Source organism: Tabrizicola sp. (genome assembly GCF_051645465.1).
Classification (GTDB): Bacteria; Pseudomonadota; Alphaproteobacteria; order Rhodobacterales; family Rhodobacteraceae; genus Tabrizicola.
Window position 1 is genome coordinate 16,833 of sequence record NZ_JBOFBI010000077.1, and the last position, 17,195, is coordinate 34,027.

At 63.1% G+C, this 17,195-nt stretch carries 15 protein-coding genes and 1 tRNA gene; 6 read left to right on the top strand and 10 right to left on the bottom strand.

The annotated features are described in order from the left end of the window. Positions 1–34: 34 nt before the first annotated feature. Positions 35–667 (bottom strand): ribonuclease HII, encoded by a 633-nt coding sequence (locus tag ACRCSW_RS04810; RefSeq protein ID WP_438703045.1) that lies wholly within the window; start codon positions 665–667, stop codon positions 35–37. Positions 668–781: 114 nt separating this feature from the next. Next, the gene (locus ACRCSW_RS04815; protein ID WP_438703047.1) at positions 782–1,264 is read right to left on the bottom strand and encodes a hypothetical protein; all 483 of its coding nucleotides are present in this window, start codon (positions 1,262–1,264) and stop codon (positions 782–784) included. A 248-nt stretch (positions 1,265–1,512) separates the two neighbouring features. On the opposite strand from ACRCSW_RS04815, the gene ACRCSW_RS04820 reads away from it, so the two are divergent. Next, complete coding sequence (locus ACRCSW_RS04820) at positions 1,513–1,797, top strand: hypothetical protein (RefSeq protein WP_438703048.1); 285 nt, start codon at positions 1,513–1,515, stop codon at positions 1,795–1,797. Continuing rightward, positions 1,769–2,473 (top strand): winged helix-turn-helix domain-containing protein, encoded by a 705-nt coding sequence (locus ACRCSW_RS04825; protein WP_438703049.1) that lies wholly within the window; start codon positions 1,769–1,771, stop codon positions 2,471–2,473. The genes ACRCSW_RS04820 and ACRCSW_RS04825 overlap by 29 nt, the downstream gene beginning before the upstream one ends. Before the next feature lie 6 nt (positions 2,474–2,479). On the opposite strand, the gene ACRCSW_RS04830 is transcribed toward ACRCSW_RS04825, so the two are convergent. Next, positions 2,480–4,048 carry an RNA repair transcriptional activator RtcR family protein gene (locus ACRCSW_RS04830; protein ID WP_438703050.1) on the bottom strand — a complete coding sequence of 523 codons (1,569 nt, stop codon included), beginning with the start codon at positions 4,046–4,048 and terminating at the stop codon, positions 2,480–2,482. A 177-nt stretch (positions 4,049–4,225) separates the two neighbouring features. Here ACRCSW_RS04830 and ACRCSW_RS04835 point away from each other — a divergent pair, with 177 nt between their 5' ends. From ACRCSW_RS04835 to ACRCSW_RS04845, 3 genes are all read left to right on the top strand, one after another. Next, entirely contained in the window at positions 4,226–5,782 is a 1,557-nt protein-coding gene (locus ACRCSW_RS04835; RefSeq protein ID WP_438703052.1) for a vWA domain-containing protein, read from the top strand. Between the two features lie 444 nt (positions 5,783–6,226). Beyond that, a tRNA-Asn gene (locus tag ACRCSW_RS04840) sits at positions 6,227–6,302 on the top strand. Between the two features lie 239 nt (positions 6,303–6,541). Continuing rightward, positions 6,542–7,951 (top strand): RtcB family protein, encoded by a 1,410-nt coding sequence (locus ACRCSW_RS04845; protein WP_438703054.1) that lies wholly within the window; start codon positions 6,542–6,544, stop codon positions 7,949–7,951. 455 nt (positions 7,952–8,406) lie between these two features. Here ACRCSW_RS04845 and ACRCSW_RS04850 read toward each other — a convergent pair whose 3' ends face one another. The 4 genes from ACRCSW_RS04850 to xrtT are packed head-to-tail and all read right to left on the bottom strand — an operon-like array spanning position 8,407 to position 14,144. After that, on the bottom strand, positions 8,407–9,951 hold the full coding sequence (locus ACRCSW_RS04850; RefSeq protein WP_438703055.1) for a histidine kinase dimerization/phospho-acceptor domain-containing protein: 1,545 nt from the start codon (positions 9,949–9,951) through the stop codon (positions 8,407–8,409). Further along, on the bottom strand, positions 9,939–10,619 hold the full coding sequence (locus ACRCSW_RS04855; RefSeq protein WP_438703057.1) for a response regulator transcription factor: 681 nt from the start codon (positions 10,617–10,619) through the stop codon (positions 9,939–9,941). Before ACRCSW_RS04855 ends, ACRCSW_RS04850 begins: the two co-directional genes overlap by 13 nt. Positions 10,620–10,668: 49 nt before the next feature. After that, complete coding sequence (locus ACRCSW_RS04860; RefSeq protein ID WP_438703058.1) at positions 10,669–12,705, bottom strand: VIT and vWA domain-containing protein; 2,037 nt, start codon at positions 12,703–12,705, stop codon at positions 10,669–10,671. 17 nt (positions 12,706–12,722) lie between these two features. Beyond that, entirely contained in the window at positions 12,723–14,144 is a 1,422-nt protein-coding gene (gene xrtT / locus ACRCSW_RS04865) for an exosortase T (RefSeq protein ID WP_438703060.1), read from the bottom strand. 294 nt (positions 14,145–14,438) lie between these two features. On the opposite strand from xrtT, the gene ACRCSW_RS04870 reads away from it, so the two are divergent. Next, positions 14,439–15,146, top strand: coding sequence for a DUF6065 family protein (locus ACRCSW_RS04870; protein ID WP_438703062.1), 708 nt, complete (start codon positions 14,439–14,441; stop codon positions 15,144–15,146). A 161-nt stretch (positions 15,147–15,307) separates the two neighbouring features. Here the strand turns inward: ACRCSW_RS04870 and ACRCSW_RS04875 are convergent, their stop codons facing one another. From ACRCSW_RS04875 to ACRCSW_RS04885, 3 genes are all read right to left on the bottom strand, one after another. Further along, positions 15,308–15,646: a hypothetical protein gene (locus ACRCSW_RS04875; RefSeq protein ID WP_438703064.1), complete on the bottom strand. Its 339-nt coding sequence runs from the start codon at positions 15,644–15,646 to the stop codon at positions 15,308–15,310. Positions 15,647–15,829: 183 nt separating this feature from the next. Further along, positions 15,830–16,579 carry a zf-HC2 domain-containing protein gene (locus ACRCSW_RS04880; RefSeq protein WP_438703065.1) on the bottom strand — a complete coding sequence of 250 codons (750 nt, stop codon included), beginning with the start codon at positions 16,577–16,579 and terminating at the stop codon, positions 15,830–15,832. 45 nt (positions 16,580–16,624) lie between these two features. Beyond that, positions 16,625–17,195: RNA polymerase sigma factor (locus ACRCSW_RS04885; protein WP_438703067.1), on the bottom strand; the 571-nt coding region annotated here is incomplete at its 5' end.

Genomic DNA, 17,195 nt, shown 5'->3' on the forward strand with positions numbered 1-17,195 from the left:
TCACATGCGAATCGCCGTCAAATTCTTTTTTGAATCAAGAGGTTACAGAATTCGCTTGATACAATATGTTGTGCACGGGTTTGAACGAACGTCTATGCCAAGCGGTCACACCAAGTTTTCGCAGGGCGTCGAGATGGGCAGCTGTCGGGTAGCCTGCATTGGCCTCCCAGCCGTAGCCGGGGTGCTGTTGCGCCAAATCCACCATGATCCGGTCGCGTGTCACCTTGGCCACGATCGAGGCAGCCGCGATCGAGAGGCAAGTGGCGTCGCCTTTGACGATGGCCGTCGCGGAACAGGTCAGCCCCCGCGGGATCAGGTTCCCGTCGATCAACGCATGGTCGGCCTTCAGTGCCGCGACTGCCCGCTCCATCGCAAGGTGACTGGCCCGCAGGATGTTGAGGGCGTCGATCTCTTCTACGCTGGCATGGGCGATGCCGACTTCGGCTACGGCCATGATCTCGGCGCACAAGACCTCGCGCCGGGCGGCTGACAGGGTTTTGGAATCCCGAAGGCCCGCCGGGATGCGCGCCGGGTCCAGCCGAACGGCAGCTGCGGTGACCGGGCCAGCCAAGGGCCCGCGTCCTACCTCATCGACACCGGCAACCCGCAATGCGCCCCGCTGAAGGGCCGCTCTTTCATGCTGAAAATCGGGGACGCTGCCTACCATGCGCAGGGACTACCCCGGAACGCCCCGGCAAAAAAGGGGGCGGGAGCTGCTCACCCTCCCGCCCCTCAGATAGAAGCGGAGGGCTAGGGCACGCCCCGCTTCGCCCGGACCGCTTCAGCGGTTCGAGACTCGGAAGCCCGCATCTCGCAGGCATTGTGCGCTGTAGACCCGGTCACGTTCGCCAAAGATCGTGGCACCGTTCGCGCAGCCGCGCGGCAAGCGGTAGTCGAACCCCTCGGCGCGGAGGCAGCTTTCGGGGTAAAGCGTCACCGACCGCTCGGCCCCGTCGATCGAGATCGCGCAGACCGAAGGGACGCGCGGCTGCTTGACCGGTTCGGGTTCGGGCAACGGGACGGGGACGTGCTTGGGTTTGTCGTTCAACTCATTCGCGATGACACCGACGACGATCGCGGCGATCAGCGCCTTGGCGAGGTCATCCTTCTTGTCTGCCTTGGCCGGGATAGCGGTCGCCAGAACCAGGGCCAGCGCTGCGGCGCCTCCGGTCAGCAGTGCGGCGAACCGGCGGCCCGAAACGCTGCCTTCCGCAATGCCACGCGACGCGATGTGGTGGGACTTGCTTCTGAATTCGACGGACATGGATGCCTCCTGATGCGGTCTTCTTGGTCTTGCTGGCCCGCCGCCCATGGCTTTGCGAACCTGGTGACCAAGCCTCGCCCCCTGTCGTGCCCGTAAGCAATATCGCGGGTTTGCTAGGCGATAGCGGTGCGGTAAGTCTGACTTGCTATCCGATAACAAGGGACCGAAAACTCGCATGATATTGAATATCAACGCGCCTGCGCGCATTGTCCGTCGGTAATCGAGCAGCCTCCCTCCGGAGCCAAAAAATGAAAAGACTATTCACGATCCCCGCCCTTGTGCTGGCCCTTGCGGGACCGGCCTCGGCGGAGTGTTATGCGGACTACAAGGCCAAGCGTGACGAACCGTTGCAACTGCACTACGGTGTCGCGCAGGTGTCGGATGGCAACTGCAGCCCCGGCGCGGCCGAAGGCGAATTGGCGCCGAGACTGGCGGGTGATGGCTGGACGCTTCTGAACGTTCTGTCCACATTCGGGCCCGAAGGTCTCGAAGAAAGGAAAGCGAGTGCCGGAGAATACTTCCTCCGTTACTGAAAGCCTAAAGGCCGGTAACCGCGTCGTTGCCTTCGGAATAGCCGCTATCGTCCTCATCCTTCTGGCTGCGGCGCTTTTCCTGTTCATCAACCTGCCGGACGCGAATGCGTTCAACGCGCGCGTGGAGCGGCTTTTCGTCGAAAATGACGATCTCAACACTCTGGCCGAGATCAAGCTACTGGAACTGCTGGCACAGTCGGGCACCACATTTTCCGAGGTGCTGACCAGCTACCGCAGCGTGATCTTCGTGCTGCTGGTCTTTTCAACTGCCATGCTGATCGCGGCGCTGGTCTTCCTGGTGATGATCATTGCGCTCAACCGCCGCATCTCGGCGATCCAACGGTCGGGCATCCAGGTCGCCAGCCTGATGATCAGCCGCGAGGCGCGGGCGGTCTATATCAACGATTTGGAGTTTGCGCTGACCGAGGCGGCTTTGGAGACGCTGAGCGTGCTGGCCGAGGCGCGGATGGACGACGAAGTCCTGACCGGCGCGCAGATCGAAGCGGTGATCTCGGGCCGGAACGAGGCCGACTGTGACGAGGCGGCAGGAGCCACACGGGTCAAGCGGTTGCGCGACACGCTTGGCAACCAGCTGGTCAGCGAGCTTCTGGTCAAGACCATCGCCCGTCGCGGCTATATGCTGGCGGTGGGCAAGGACACGATCCGGATGATCTGAGGGCGCCTAGCGTCCGGTCACCGCTGCCCAGTCCAGCCCGAACCGGGCAAGGTATTTGCGCAGCCGGTCGGCGTCGTTCTGGCTGGCCTTCCCTTGCCGCGACACCGCAAAGAGCCGCCGCCCGGCCGCCGAAAGACTGCCGCTTTCCCGGCAGGCGCGGATCACTGCGGCCAGTTGCGCCCGGTCGAATTCGTCCAGGGTTTCCGGGTCCGCGACGACCTCGGCCAGAAGGCCATTGTCCGTATCCGCCTCGGCTGCGCGCCATTGGGCCTGAAGCGTCGCGATCTCGGCCTCGACCATCGCCAAGGTCACCCGCCCGCGTTCCGCCAGCACCGCCATCCGGTGGGCCGAGGCCTGAAGGTCACGCAGGTTCCCGGGCCAGCGCGTGGCTGGGTCTTCGGCAAAGCGCTGGTAGCGGGCGAGGGCGTCGGCATTGAAGCCGGTCTTGGTGCCAAGCTTGCGCTCGCTTTCGTCCATCAGGCGCAGAAGCAACGGTCCGATGTCGGCCCGCCTGTCGCGCAACGGCGGCAGGTGGAAGCTCCATTGTGCAAGCCTTGCGTGCAGCTCCATCCTAAGCCGCCCGCTTCGGACCAGATCGCCCGGATCGCTGCCCGTGGTCGCGACCAGATGAAACCGTGTCGTCACCTCAGCGTCCGACCCAAGCGGGCAGTAGCGCCCGGTTTCCAGCACCTGCAGCAAGGCCGCCTGCTCTTCGGCGGTCAGGTCTTCGATCCGGTCAAGGACCAGCACGCCTCCGTCCGCCTCACGCAGAAGGCCGGGTCGCTCTGTACCCGGCTGACCAGTCACCCGCCGCTGCCCGTAAAGTGCTGCAAGCGAGCCGGTGCCGCGCAGCGTCGCGCAGTTGACCTGCACCAGCCGCCCCTTGACCCGCCGGCGGACCAGCTTCAATTCGTGGATCCGCGCGGCGAGGTCGCTTTTGCCGGTGCCCGGCTCTCCGACCAGAAGGATCGGTTCGTCTGATACTCCTGCCACCCGGTCCAGCCTTTCGGCCAAAGCGTGCAGGGTGGGCGACGTCGTCTCGATCCCGCCCAGAAGCAGCGCCGAATGCTCGCGCGCCGCCGCTTCGAACCGGCGCTGGAGCGCGTTGTAGCGGGCAAGGTCTAGGTCGATGACATCCAGAGTGCCACTGGGGGATTTGTCCCCGCGCGGCGGCCCGGTCTGCACCAGCCGCGCCGGGACATGCCGGCTTTCGGCCAGCAGGAACCAGCAAATCTGCGCCACGTGCGTGCCGGTGGTCAGGTGGATGTGATACCGCTCGCGATCTTCGTCAAAGCCATAGTCGGCGGCAAAGTCGTAAAGCCGCCCGTAGACCTCTTGGAAATCCCAGGGGTCAGCCATGTCGATGCGCACCAGCCGCACTTCGGTTTCCGGCGACAGACGCCCGATATCGGCTGCAACATTGCTGGCCAGGTGGAAGTGGCGGCCGTCATGGATCAGCTCCAGCCGGTCCACCGGGAAATCGGGATTGGCGCAAAGCTGCACCGAAGGGCGCCATTCGCGGCGTTTGCCGGCGTCAAGCTGCGTGCCAAGGAAGCCAAGAACGACGTTGCGCATCGTGTGTTATCCCATGAGATAACATACGATATCATCAGATACTTTTTCTGGATAGCCATTGCGACGATTCGCCTGTTTTCCTATATGTTTCAAATAGATAGATGAGTTCTGACATTTCCTTCCTACTCCGAGGGTTTCGCTGCACAAAGGTCCTGCGAAAACAAAGGGATGAAGATCATGGCAAACAAATCCGTGTTTGCGTCGCTGAAGGGTCGGCTGATGCCAAAGGCAGCCACCCTGAACGCGGAAGGCGCAAAGGCCTATGCCTACGGGGCAGAACACAAGCTGGCGCAACTCGCCATGACCGGGACGGTCGGGGGCGGCTTCTACCAAGACGCCCAGACCGAAGTCACGGCTCTGCTGGCCGCTGCTGAGGCGGTCGAGCCCCTGTTCCTGGCCAAGACCGCGGTTCATGTCCGTGAGAAGGGCCACATGAAGGACACGCCTGCGCTGCTGCTGGCCGCTCTTGCCAGCCGCGACCCGGCGCTTTTTGCGGCCGCTTTCCCGAAGGTCGTGACCTCGGGCAAGATGCTGCGGACCTTCGTGCAGATCGTCCGTTCCGGACAGACCGGGCGCAAGTCGCTTGGGTCGCGTCCGAAGGCGATGGTGCAGGGCTGGCTGAACGCGGCCTCGGATGCGGCGCTGATGTCGGCGATGGTCGGGAACGACCCGTCGCTGGCTGATGTGATCCGGATGGTTCACCCCAAGCCGGAGACGGCCGGGCGGGCGGCGTTCTATGCCTGGGCTATCGGGAAGCCTGCCGATGCTGCGGCCCTGCCGCAGGCGGTGCGCGACCTGATGGCGTTCCGCGCCGGGGATACCTCGGTGGTGCCGGACGTGCCGTTCCAGATGCTGACCGACCTGGCGCTGACGCCCGAGCAATGGGCTGATGTCGCCAAGCGCGGTTCCTGGCAGATGCTGCGGCAGGGGCTGAACATGTTCCATCGCAAGGGGGCCTTCAAGGTTCGCGGCGTGGTCGAGCATGTGGCGGATGTCCTGCGCGATCCGGGTCGTGTCCGGGCCGCGAAGGCGCTGCCGTATCAGCTTCTGGCGACGCTGCGGGCGCTTGATCCAGCGCTCGACGGTCGCCTTGGCGATGCCCTGCACGACGCGATGGAGGCTTCGGTCGCCAACGTGCCGAAGCTGAAAGGCTCGGTCGCGGTCTGCCCGGACGTGTCCGGGTCGATGTCCTCGCCGGTGACGGGGTATCGTCCGGGGGCAACCTCGGCGGTGCGCTGCATCGACGTGGCGGCGCTGGTCGCGGCGGCTGTGCTGCGCAAGAACCCGTCTGCGCGTGTCCTGCCTTTCGAGTTCGACGTGCGCGAGGCCCGGCTTCAGGCGCGTGATACCATCCTGACCAACGCCCAGAAACTCGCGGCGCTGGGTGGGGGTGGGACCAACTGCTCGGCTCCGCTTGCGGCGCTGAACAAGGCGCGTGAGGCGCCCGACCTGGTGATCTTCGTCTCGGACAACCAGTCCTGGGTCGATGCCCGCCAGGGTGGGCAGGCAACGGGGATGATGGCGGAGTGGACGAAGCTCAAGGCCCGCAACGGGCATGCGAAACTCGTCTGCATCGACATCCAGCCCTACGGGACGTCGCAGGCGGCGGAACGGGAAGACGTGCTGAACATCGGCGGCTTCTCGGACGCGGTCTTCGGCCAGATCGCCGATTTCGCCGAAGGGCGAATGGGGCCCGACCACTGGGTTGGCCAGATCAAGGCCGTGAGCCTTTGACTATTCCCCGGGCGTTCGCGCCCGGGGCACCGATACCCCGGCGAATGCCGTGCGGCACTACAGCTAATCTTGTGGTCGTGGGTTCGAATCCCACCGTGCCTTCGGGCACGTAGCTCAGTCTGGTAGAGCGCAAGCAACGTGTCGCCAAACCCTCGTCGCCGGGACCATGAAAAGGAGAAACACCCGGCGAATGCCGGCAGGACTACAGGTCAGAGCGCCGGGAAACCGGAGGTCGCGGGTTCAACCCCTGCCACGCAGTTGCGTGTAGCTCAGTGAAACGTCCTGCCCCGCCTTGTCGCCGGGACCGAAGGAACAGAACACCAGGGCGAATGCCGAAGGGACTACAGCACCACAGACGCGATCCGGGGGGCAGCAAACCCCACATGCCGGCCCGGCTTCGGGACGGATCGCAAAGTCTCTTCTCTCTTGTCGCCCTGGCTTTGATGGAGGGTAGCTCAGTCGGTAGAGCAGCGGGTTGTTACCCCGTGGGTCGAAGGTTCGAGCCCTTCCCCTTCAGCCAGAATATCCCGGGGGAATGCCGGGCGGATTACAGCTCCAACCTGTCGAGATCTGCCCAGACCCTTGTCCCCCGGACCCAACAATACCCCGGCGAATGCTGGTGGCACTACAGCCTTCGAAGCTCGTGGTCGCGGGTTCGAATCCCGCCGCGCCCATCCGGGTGCGTAGCTCAGCTGGATAGAGCACGACTGTGTCGCCAAACCCTTGTCGCCGGGGACCAATATGTGAGTAGATGAGATGATGACCGAAGCAATCACCCCCATCACCGGGGACCACCTGAAAGCCTGGGGCCATCGCCCCGGCCCGGCCTACCCTGCCCTGATCGACCGCGCCAATGCCGCATTGGCTGGCGGGGCCGATCTGGATGCGGTTCGCAGCCTTCTGGCCGCCGATCTGCCGCCGCCTCCGCCGCCCGTTCTGCAGCCGCAGCCCGCTGGAGCGGTCCCGCTGCATGTGAACATCGCGGCCGAGGATGCCGACGAGCAGAAAAACCTGGAAGATGTCATGGCCACCATGGTCGAGGTGCTGAAAACCCCGACTGCCGTCGCTGGTTCGATCATGCCCGACGCCTGCCCCGCAGGGCCGCTGGGTACGATTCCGGTCGGTGGAGTGGTTGCGGCGCGAAACGCGATTCATCCCGGCATGCATTCGGCCGACATCTGCTGCTCGGTGATGATCACCGATCTTGGCCATGTCGACCCGAAAGCCGCCCTGGATGCCGCCAGCGCAAGCACCCATTTCGGCCCCGGCGGGCGTGAGCAGGGGAGCCGCTACACCGTCTCGCTCGACCTTCTGGACCAGTTCCGCGAGAACCCGTTCCTGAAGGACGGCCGGATGATCCATGCCGCGCAGGCCCATATGGGAACGCAAGGCGACGGGAACCACTTCCTGTTCATCGGCCGGTCGCGGGCGACTGGCCGGGTGGCGATGGTCACCCACCACGGCTCACGCGGGCCGGGGGGTCTTCTGTACAAATACGGGATGGAGGTTGCCGAGCGCTTCCGGAGCGAGCTTTCGCCTGGGACGCTGAAACAGAACGCCTGGATCCCGGCCGACACTGAGGAGGGCCGCGACTACTGGGAGGCGCTGCAGATCATCCGGCGCTGGACCAAGGCCAACCACAACGCGCTGCATCAGGCGGTGGTGGAGAAGCTGCGGGCAAACCCTGGCGACCGCTACTGGAACGAGCACAACTTCGTCTTCCGGCGCGGTGACCTTTTCTACCACGGCAAGGGGGCGACCCCGGCCTGGGACGGGTATGCCGATGACGCGACCGGCCTGACGCTGATCCCGCTGAACATGGCCCAGCCGGTGCTGGTGGCACGGGGGAAGAACGCTGATCACGCTTTGGGGTTCGCCCCGCACGGCGCCGGTCGCAACTTCTCGCGTACCGAACACAAGCGCCGGATGGGGTCGGTGACGCCGGATCAGATGCTGGCGTCAGAGACGAAGGGCCTTGACATCCGCTTCCATTGCGGCGGGATCGATGCCTCGGAGCTGCCGTCCAGCTACAAGAAGGCCGATACGGTGATCCGCCAGATCGGCGACTACGGTCTGGCCGAGGTGGTGGACTGCATCGACCCCTACGGCTGCATCATGGCGGGCGACGTGCCGCCCGTCTGGAAGACCGACCGCCGCCGTCGGCGGTAAGGTCAGCAAGAAGACCCGGACCGGCCGTGCCAAAAGCGCGGCCGGTTCTTCACTCTCCAGCTGCGTCTTCGTGAATCTCTTTGTGTCGCTGGTCACGAATGATGAGCACAGGCTCTTCCTGACCCATTGAAACATGGTCGACGAGGATCGGTTTTGGTCGTGAAGCCGTCCACTTTGGTTACAATTTCTAGGCGCTTTGCGAGCCCTTTCGACAAAGCAAGAGACCGGCCGAAGCCAGTCTTGGAAAGGAAGGCGGCGATGTCAGGCGGAGTATGATGCCAGATCCTGGCGTCGAAAAATCTTGCTGTGTGGGCTTGGCAAGGGGGGCGGGTTGATCTGGAGTGACTCCCTCGGGCTGGACCACGGGGCCGGGCAAAACTGACACGCTTGGCAACGACGTCCGCTTCAGGACTGGCATCTGCGGCGACCGTAACGACCTGCCCCCCAGCCGACGCTTAACTGGCGTCTCGGAAACGAATGGCGAAAACTGCGCCGCTTTCACTGGGAAGGCATTCCAGCGTTGCCTTGTAGCCCTCCAGCATCGCCGCGACGATGGTGAGCCCCATGCCAGTGCCGCCTTCTTCTCTTCTTGTCGTGAAGAACGGTTCCGCGACGCGGGATCGGTTGCTTTCCGGAACCCCGCCACCATCATCGGAAACGGTGAGGACCCGATCAGCATAATCTACATGCAGCTCGCTGGCACCGTGGGCGCGGGAGTTCTGGGCCATGTGCAGCAGTATGATCCTGCCGTGCTCCTCCGACAACGGAAGCGTGCTGCCTTCTGCTGCATCCATGACAACCTTAAGGCCATCGAGCCTGGGCAGCATCCGCGCCAGTTCGCCCGGTTCACCTTCGTGGTCGAAACGCAGGCGCGTCATTTCCCGTAGGCGACTCAGCATGCTGCTCATCCGGTGCCCTTCGGTTTCGATGTTTCCCAGAAGCTTCGCCCGGTTGACTTCGTCAAGCGCGTTGTCCTGCAAGAGCTCGGCCGCACCGATGATGGCCGTGACCGGAGATTTGAGTTCATGCGTGACGTGGTCCGTATAGGTCGACATTTCGCGCGACTGTCGGGACAACGTCCCGGCCATGGTCGAGACGCTGTCACCGAGTTCGGCAAGCTCGCGAAGACCGTAGTGCGGCAATGGGGTCCAGTTCGACTTTCTGCCCGCAGCGATTGCGCGCGACTCGTCACGAAGCCCATAGATCGGCCGAGAAACCAGTCTCACGAACATCAGGCCGATCACGGCCGCCGCAAGAACGGTCGATGCAAGCATCATCAGCAGCGCATACCGCTCTTGAAACAGGAACTTTCCCAGGCTCACTGGGGTTCGGGACAAATAGACGACGCCGATGACCCGATCCTGCACGATTACGGGATAGGTCAGAAAGACCCGATAGCCGGTATCGCGGCTTAGCGACGACAGGGGGTGGGGCTGGTATTCGTCGCCGCGCGCTCGGAGTGCCGCGCCAATGTCCCCGTTCAGGGCGGTCTGGACCTCTGGAAGTGCCGCGAGCGACGGCGCTCCGGCAGAGGTCAGATCCCGGCCGCTGTAGTCCAGGAACACGGTACCGGCCAAGGTGGTCTTCCGCGCCTTCCGTGAGATGGGGATCAGACGCTCGGCGATCAGGCTGAACCTGCTGTCGAGCGGTTCTGCCACTGCCTCACCGTCTGGTCGCGCGGGCAGGACCGGATCGGTCCGCACGTTCAGACGGGAAAGCTCTGGATGCAGGTTTGCGTTCCAGTGCTCCTTCTGGTCTTCGTTCAGCGGGGTTCCGACCAGTGGCCCCTCCAGTTCAGCAAAAATCGTGGCGTAGATTTCCGCATAGATGGCGGCCTGGTGGATCAGCGACTGTTCGGTTTCGCGAACAAACTGGTTGGAGGTGAGGCGGGCCGCCAGCAGAGCCAGTGGCGGCACAGAGATCAGTGCGGCGCAGACCAGCACCACCACCATGGTAAGGGAAGGTCGCCACTTCCGCTGGACAGTGTTCACTGGCCGCATGCGCCAAGCCTCACCCCGACGCCGTAGACTGTGACGATCACATCGTTGCATCCGAATTCCGCGACTTTCGCCCGGATATTCCGGATATGGCTGTCGACTGTCCGGCCTGACAGGATGTTGTTCGGCCCGTAGATGCTGTCGATAAGCTGGGTGCGGTCATAGACCTGTTCAGGATGTGCCAGGAGCCTTGAGAGCAAGGTGAACTCGGTCGCGGTGAGATCGACCTCATGCCCCGAAACGCGGCAGATGTGGCGCGCGGGGTCCATTTCCAGGACCCCGCACTTCAGGACCGCATCCTTCCGGGGCTTTCCGCGACCAAGGATCGCCTTGATGCGCAGGACCAGTTCCCTTGGGCTGAAGGGTTTGGATACGAAATCATCGGCTCCGAGCTGAAACCCCAGGACGCGGTCGACCTCCTGGTCCTGAGCGGTCAGGAACAGGATGGGGACATCGGACCTGGTCCGGATTTCCTTGCAGCAGTCAAACCCGTCCATCTGGGGCATTCCGATGTCCAGCACGACAAGGTCGATCTTCTCTCTGTGCAGATGGACCAATGCCAGCTGGCCATTTGCCGCCTCGGTTGTCTCAAGCCCAGCGGATTGGGCAGCAATGCGCACCACGTCGCGGATGTGCGGGTCGTCATCGACGATGAGGATGCGCGCTTTCATGGCTATGCTTTTGCAACTTGGTTGGGATTTGTCCAGCAAGCCATGCATTTCACACCCTCCTTCTAAGCATGGCCAGAAAGGTCATTGCTGCCAGGACCAGAAAGCCCAGGATGGCCTGCGGCTCGGGCGTGGACGAACCGGAGAAGCCCCTCGGATAGGCCGCCTCGGTGATGCCGGAAACCATCGGCATGGCGACGCGCGTCGGGCTGGCGGCTTGCCCGGACGTGTTCACCACCTTCTCGGACACCGCCACGAAAGAGGTGTTCTGGGTCTGCAAGGAAAACTCCAGCCCAAGTTTGGTGATTTCCGCGCTGGCTTCATCAGGACGCTCGCCCACGGCGATCCGTCGGGTAAGGTCTGCGATCATGTTGCGAGCCCAGATCAAGGGCAGCGCCGATTCGCCTTCCGAAGCAAGCAGCGTCAGCCGCACCGGCATTTCGGCTTCCCGCCCCTGGACCAGTCCCTTGAGCGTCACCACAGCCTCGCCATCGCCGCTGTGCCGGGCGTATATCCGCAAGCTGTTACCTGCAAAGAGGTCGGGCAGACGGCTGGGCGTGACGTCGGTGACCTCAAGCCCACCCCAGTCAATGGAAAGATCTGTCATGATCGGAGATTTCAGGTCAGCCGCCAGCGTTTCCGCGACGTCTTCGGCATCCTCGTCGACGCCGACATAGCGGACATAGCCGCGTCCTTCTTCGGCCATGGAGTCCAAGAGGTAGCGGTTCACCGAGTCGCCGATGCCGAAGGCATAGATCCGTGCCTCGCCGATCTGCTGATGAATGGTCTTCAGGACGGTCGCCTCGTCCCCGATATAGCCGTCGCTCAGGAAGACGACGATCCGCATGGTCTCAGGCGGCTGTTCGGTGGCAAAGGCTGCGCGAATGGCGTTGTCGATCTCGGTCCCGCCGCCTGCGTGCAAGCCGTTCACATAGGCCAACCCGGTGCGGATATTCTCTGGCGTGGCCTGCACTGCATCAGCGGCAAACTCCTGCGTTTCGATGGCGAAGGGGATGATGCGGAAATAGTCGTCCGGGCGCAGTCCCTTCAACGCGGCGTCCATGAAGCGCTTGCTGGCCTCCATCGGCAAGCCCTCCATCGAGCCGGAGGTGTCCAGCACGAACACAAGTTCGCGCGGGGTGACCGAAGCTTCATCGGGAATTGCGGGCGGCTCGATCATCAGCGAAACAAACCCGCCGCGCGCATCCGTGTGCGACAGGGTTGCAACCTCAAGCCCGTCGCCGCCCAGCTTGTAGTGGACAACCAGATCGCGGTTATCAAGGACCTTGCCGTCAGCGAACCGGGCGTCAAACCCATCGGCCGTGACCTGGGCGGTGAGCGGATGGGTCATGCTGCCGAAATCGGAGACGGAGACCCCCGCAACCAGCTTCAGGTCAAGCGAGACCCGCTCGGCGGTGAACGTGTCCGGCAAATCCAGACCAGCAACCGGGGGATAGGCCGGCACGTCGCTGACGGTCCAGACGTTCTCGGGTTTGGGCTCGGGTTTGGGGCCAGACACGTCCTCTTTCTTCGGAGCCGGTGGTTCGCTTTCATAGCGGGGGCCGACGATCAGGGGGATCACCAGCTCGTACTGGCCGTCGATCTTTGGCACCATCTGCACATAGCGCAGGGTGACCTCGATCGGCTGATCGGGCATGAGGTTGGCAATGCGCTGTGTGAACATGTTGGGCCGGTGCTGGGTCAGAAGGGCGGCGGCTTTGCCTTCCTTTGCGGCCTGATGAAACTCTTCCTCTGCCTTCACTTTCTCCCTGATCTTTGCCTGGATGATTTCGTCGCCGACGCGCATTTCCATGCCGTAGACTGCGGCAAGCCCGTTCAGGGGGAACAGATATTCCGCCTCGACCGGCGTCTTTGCCGTGTTGAGGAAGCGCTGGGTGATCTCGACAGTGGCCATGTCACCCTCGATGTTGACGCTGACATGGCTGTCGAGCATCGGCAGCGCCTGGGGGACGCCATCCACCTCGGCCATGACCCGCCCGGCGATGTCATCAAGGCTCTGGGTGTAGGCTGGCGCTGCAGCCACGATGCCAAGGCTGAACAGCGGTACGAAAAGCAGGGATAGTCGCATGATGATCCTCATGAGTTTCAAAGGTCGAGCGCTGCAAGCGCAGCACGTTCAAAGGAAATCCGGTCGTCGTGGGGCAGAGATTTTGGCGTGATGCGCTGCACCGATTGCCAGCTGCGCGATGAGCCATTCAGCCAGCTCCACACAGCTTCTTCCACACTGGCGGTCCGATGGCCGTCATCCGACACGAAGCTGACTTCCACGTTCCAGACGCGCCCGTCAGGTCCGGTCGCCTCATAGACCGAACTGGGCAGCGGGTCGAAACGGGTGCCAAGGAACCGGACACTGTAGCCCATGCCCAGAAGACAGGTTGCCGGGGAATGAAGGTGGCGCAGAGGCGACGTCGTCCGCACGATGTTAAGCCCAAGGGGCCCGTACTGCATCTTCTGCGCCGTCCCGCCATAGGCCGTGAAGTAGTACTCTTCGGCTGCGGTTAGGACGACTGGCGTCCCGCGTTCGCCTAGAAGCTGCATCGGCAATTGAACGGCAGCGACCGGAGCAGACAGGTCCACCGGACGCCGCGGGGCGTTCGTGATCGCAAGTGCGGTGATCAGCGCAAGCAGGATCGCAGGGCCGCGCAGGGCCTTATGAATCCGCCGGGTGCCGTGTGGAGCCCGCCTTGGGGCTTTTGCAGCCGGGCGATAGACCAGCAGGAACGGCAAGGCCGCCGCCGCCAGCATGGCCAGGCCGATCGCCGCATGAAGGGTCGGTTCCATTGTGTCGATGCCGACCGCCAGACCACCTGCAAGCAGGCTGATCCGCAGCGCGTTTCCCACAAGGCTGAGACCGACTGCGATCAGGCCACCGACAAGCGCGGGCAGCAACCTCGGCCGGTACCAGACATTCACGAATGTCCAAAGGCTGACCATCAGCAGCAAACCCGACGCGCCCGAGCACGGCAGATCCACCAGCACATCGATGCCATTGACGCGCAGCCGCGTTCCCTCGCAGATCAGGTCGCCGAAGAAAGGGGTCAGCATCTGGCAGGCCAGATCGGCCGAGGCCATTTGCAGCGGAAATCCCGCAACCCTTTGCAGGATCGGCCCAAGTGGCAGTGCAAAGAGAAAGAACAGGGCAAGCCACCCCGGCGACAGCGCGAACTTCCGTCTGTCCAGTTGCAGGATGACTGCAAGGGCAAAGACATCAAGCGCCAAGGTCAGCGCGCTGAGAACATTGATCGCCAGCACCTGGCCCGCGAGCCGAATGGCAGCAGCAACAAAGAACAGGCCAAAAGCGAGCGTGGTCGCGGGTGGCCCGTCCGGGGTCGAGCTTTTCAGCGACAGGCCAACCAGCCCGAAGAGAACGATGCAATAGACGGCACCGTAGGACTGGTAGGACGGATCGAGCCAGCTGACAAAGAGCCAGCGAAGGGGTTCAAGCGCCAGCAGCGCCGACGCAGCTGCCAGGCCGATCCAGAGGAGAGTGTCGCGTCTTTGTTCCATGCCGCCTTTTTCGCGGCAGGTCGTGCAGATGCGCATGTCATGTTGTGCAGAAGCTGTGCAAGAAAGCGCGGAGCGTCCGGATGCCTGCAAGCCTTGCGGCAACTGCTTCTTGGGCCAAGAGCCGCCCTGCGACGCCGAGGAAGCCTGGCGCCGAAGAGCAGAGTGCGTAGACGCTGACGGCCCTCAGCAGGTTGCCGATGAGAGCCGATACTGGCGGCAGAAAACAGGTCCCGTGGGAATAGCGGTGCTGCCTGAACGTATTCCAGGGATAACCTCAACAAGATGGAGATTCCGATGGGCCTGTTCCGCACCAAACCGCTTCTGCAGTTCCTCTGCGAGCCTGCAGACAAGGATATCATTGCACCACCGGTTCCGGCCAAGGCGTATCTGCCGGACTGGTTCCGCAAGCTTTCCGCCGTTGATGAGACCAAGCTGGCGAAGAACGACACCGGCCTGACGGTCAAGCGCTGCATGCCGTTTCTGGACGCCATGACCACCGGCTGGATCATCCCCTTGGCAGCGACCGTGCGGATGGAGATCCGCGAGAACGGCGCCGTGATGGAGGCGGGCTGGGACTTCGACCGCACCATGGTGTCGAACCACGGGATGCACCAGGTGAAGGGCAACCCGTGGGGCAACCGCCCGCCGCGCAAGTTTCACAACTACTGGACCATCGTCACGCCTCCGGGGTGGAGCTGCCTGTTCATCAACCCGATGAACCGGCCAAACGGGATTTTCGAGATCATCTCGGGCGTGGTCGACACCGACACCTACCGCTCGCCGATCCACTTCCCGTTCTTCGCGACCGGGCCGGACGGGCTGCATGTGATCGAAAAAGGCTCACCCATCGTGCAGGTGATCCCGTTCCGCCGTGATGTCGCCGAGGTCGAGACGGAGATCCGGGCCGAAACGAAGGCCGAGGCGGAAGATCGGGTCCGCGTGTTGCGCAATACCATGGCCAAGACCGGCTGGTACCGGACCGAAGCCCGCGCCAAGCGCTAAGCGCAGCCTGATACGAGTGAAAGGCCGGGGTTGCTGACCCCGGCCTTTTCGTTTTGTCGCTGGGGCTTTCTGCAGGGCGCAAGAGCATCTGGGTTTGGATGAAAAAGAGACGCCGACCCCTGAGGGCCGGCGTCCGATAGGGAGCAGAACTCGTAAGGCGATCAGTCGTCGTCGCCGTCCGAGTCCGAGTCGCCGTCCGAGTCGGAGTTGCTGTTCGAGTTCGAGTTCGAGCTGCTGTTGGAGTTGCTGTTGGAGTTGCTGTTCGAGTTCGAATTCGAGTTGCTGTTGCTGCTCGAGTTGCTGTTGGAGTTGGAGTTGGAATTCGAGCTCGAATTGCTGTTGGAGTTGCTGTTCGAATTCGAATTACTGTCCGACCCGTCATCATCGACCTGGATCAGAAGCTTCTTCCAGAACTTGCCGTCCTGGTCGTCCGCCAGCGCGGGGGCGGCAAAGGAGGTTGCCATGAAGGTGACAGTTGCGATTTTGGAAAGGGTTTTCATCAGCGGTTTCCTTCATTGTGTGAAGCAGTCATCGTTGACTGCACAGGGATAACGGGCAGGGCGGGTGGATATTCCCGAAGCAGGCAAAAAATTGCGTCCTTTATGCGTAACGTGTTGCGATAAAACGAAAAGGCCCCGCAAGAGCGGGGCCTTCACTATCGTGAAATCCGCTTGTAATCCGCCTCAGTCCAGAGCACCCAGAGCTGCGGCCTCGTCTTCTGCCGAAAGCGGCGCACCCGCATCTGTCGCCGAAAGATAGGCATCCAGCGTATCGAGCGACGAGGCGGGCGCATACCCTTCGGCATCGGCCGCCGCCGCGGCAATCGCAAACCGCACGTCCCAGCGCTGATCTGCGTGGCAGGCGACGGCCACCACAGTGGCGCCACCAGCCCGATCATGTTCAAACTCGCGGCAGAGCTCACCTTCGCCACCCTGGAATGTGGCGATCGCAGCAAATTCCGTGCCTTCGCCCAGGGCCACGCGCTCGCCTGATGGCACTTTGCCCAATGCGTCAATGATCGCCGGATCGCTCAGGCCCGCGACCTCCAGCCCGCCGGCCCCGCGCCCATCCTGGGTCACCAGCCACATGCTGCCGGCACCGATTACCAGCGCGACCGCAGCCGCGGCTGGCATCTGCCAGAACGGCACCACACGCCGCCGTGCGGCAAGATCGATGACGTTGCTTTGCGGCACCTGCGATTGCCGCTGTGCCGCGTCGGTTTCGGCCATCGCCCTGATCCTGGCTTCGAGGCTTGCAGAAACCGGCTGAGGTGCCGCAAAGGCGCGCCGGACAGCCGCTTTGCTGTCGGCGAAAAGCGCCACCCTTGCGGCCAGCGCCTCATCCGCCGCCATCGCACGCTCCACCTCGGCGGCCTCGGCGGCCGAAAGCTCGCCGTCGGCATAGGCCATCAGCATTTCGTCAGTGATCCCCATGATCGATACCCTTCTCGTCTCTTGTGGGGCCTAACGTCCTGTACATCACTTTATTCCCACCTTTTCCGCCAGCGCCAGTCGGGCACGGGCCAGACGGCTCATCACGGTTCCGATCGGCACGCCAAGCACTTCGGCCGCCTCGCGATAGCTCAGCTCCTCCACGCAGACGAGCATCATCACCTCGCGGTGATCGTCGGGCAGTTCGGCCATGGCACGTTCGGTCTTGCGCAGCAGGAGAACGTTTTCCGTATGCTGAACGCCGTCCACTACCAGAGCTTCAGGCGTATCGTGTATGTCGACCGTCACGCCTTGAGTTGTCGTGCGCCGCGCATGATCGATCCAGGCGTTGCGCAGGATGCGGAAGAGCCACGCGTCGAGCCGTGAGGCCGGATCGAACCGATTGCGGGCCGCAAAGGCGCGTTCGGCGGTAATCTGCACCAGGTCGTCGGCAACGTCCCCGCGCCTGCACAACGACAGCGCGAACCGCCTGAGGTTCGGCAGAAGTGCGATAAGGTCGTCGCTGAAACTATCCCTCATGACTGCTTTCATATTCGGACTATGTTGCGAGCGGAAGGAATACTGTGCCGCCTGATCCGTAAAGCAACCCGTGGCCGCA

Bases quoted from the DNA above. Each gene is read 5' to 3' on its own strand.
- ACRCSW_RS04810 (WP_438703045.1), bottom strand. From the start codon at position 667: ATGGTAGGCAGCGTCCCCGATTTTCAGCATGAAAGAGCGGCCCTTCAG.
- ACRCSW_RS04815 (WP_438703047.1), bottom strand. From the start codon at position 1,264: ATGTCCGTCGAATTCAGAAGCAAGTCCCACCACATCGCGTCGCGTGGC.
- ACRCSW_RS04820 (WP_438703048.1), top strand. From the start codon at position 1,513: ATGAAAAGACTATTCACGATCCCCGCCCTTGTGCTGGCCCTTGCGGGA.
- ACRCSW_RS04830 (WP_438703050.1), bottom strand. From the start codon at position 4,048: ATGCGCAACGTCGTTCTTGGCTTCCTTGGCACGCAGCTTGACGCCGGC.
- ACRCSW_RS04835 (WP_438703052.1), top strand. From the start codon at position 4,226: ATGGCAAACAAATCCGTGTTTGCGTCGCTGAAGGGTCGGCTGATGCCA.
- ACRCSW_RS04845 (WP_438703054.1), top strand. From the start codon at position 6,542: ATGACCGAAGCAATCACCCCCATCACCGGGGACCACCTGAAAGCCTGG.
- ACRCSW_RS04850 (WP_438703055.1), bottom strand. From the start codon at position 9,951: ATGCGGCCAGTGAACACTGTCCAGCGGAAGTGGCGACCTTCCCTTACC.
- ACRCSW_RS04855 (WP_438703057.1), bottom strand. From the start codon at position 10,619: ATGAAAGCGCGCATCCTCATCGTCGATGACGACCCGCACATCCGCGAC.
- ACRCSW_RS04860 (WP_438703058.1), bottom strand. From the start codon at position 12,705: ATGCGACTATCCCTGCTTTTCGTACCGCTGTTCAGCCTTGGCATCGTG.
- xrtT (WP_438703060.1), bottom strand. From the start codon at position 14,144: ATGGAACAAAGACGCGACACTCTCCTCTGGATCGGCCTGGCAGCTGCG.
- ACRCSW_RS04870 (WP_438703062.1), top strand. From the start codon at position 14,439: ATGGGCCTGTTCCGCACCAAACCGCTTCTGCAGTTCCTCTGCGAGCCT.
- ACRCSW_RS04875 (WP_438703064.1), bottom strand. From the start codon at position 15,646: ATGAAAACCCTTTCCAAAATCGCAACTGTCACCTTCATGGCAACCTCC.
- ACRCSW_RS04880 (WP_438703065.1), bottom strand. From the start codon at position 16,579: ATGGGGATCACTGACGAAATGCTGATGGCCTATGCCGACGGCGAGCTT.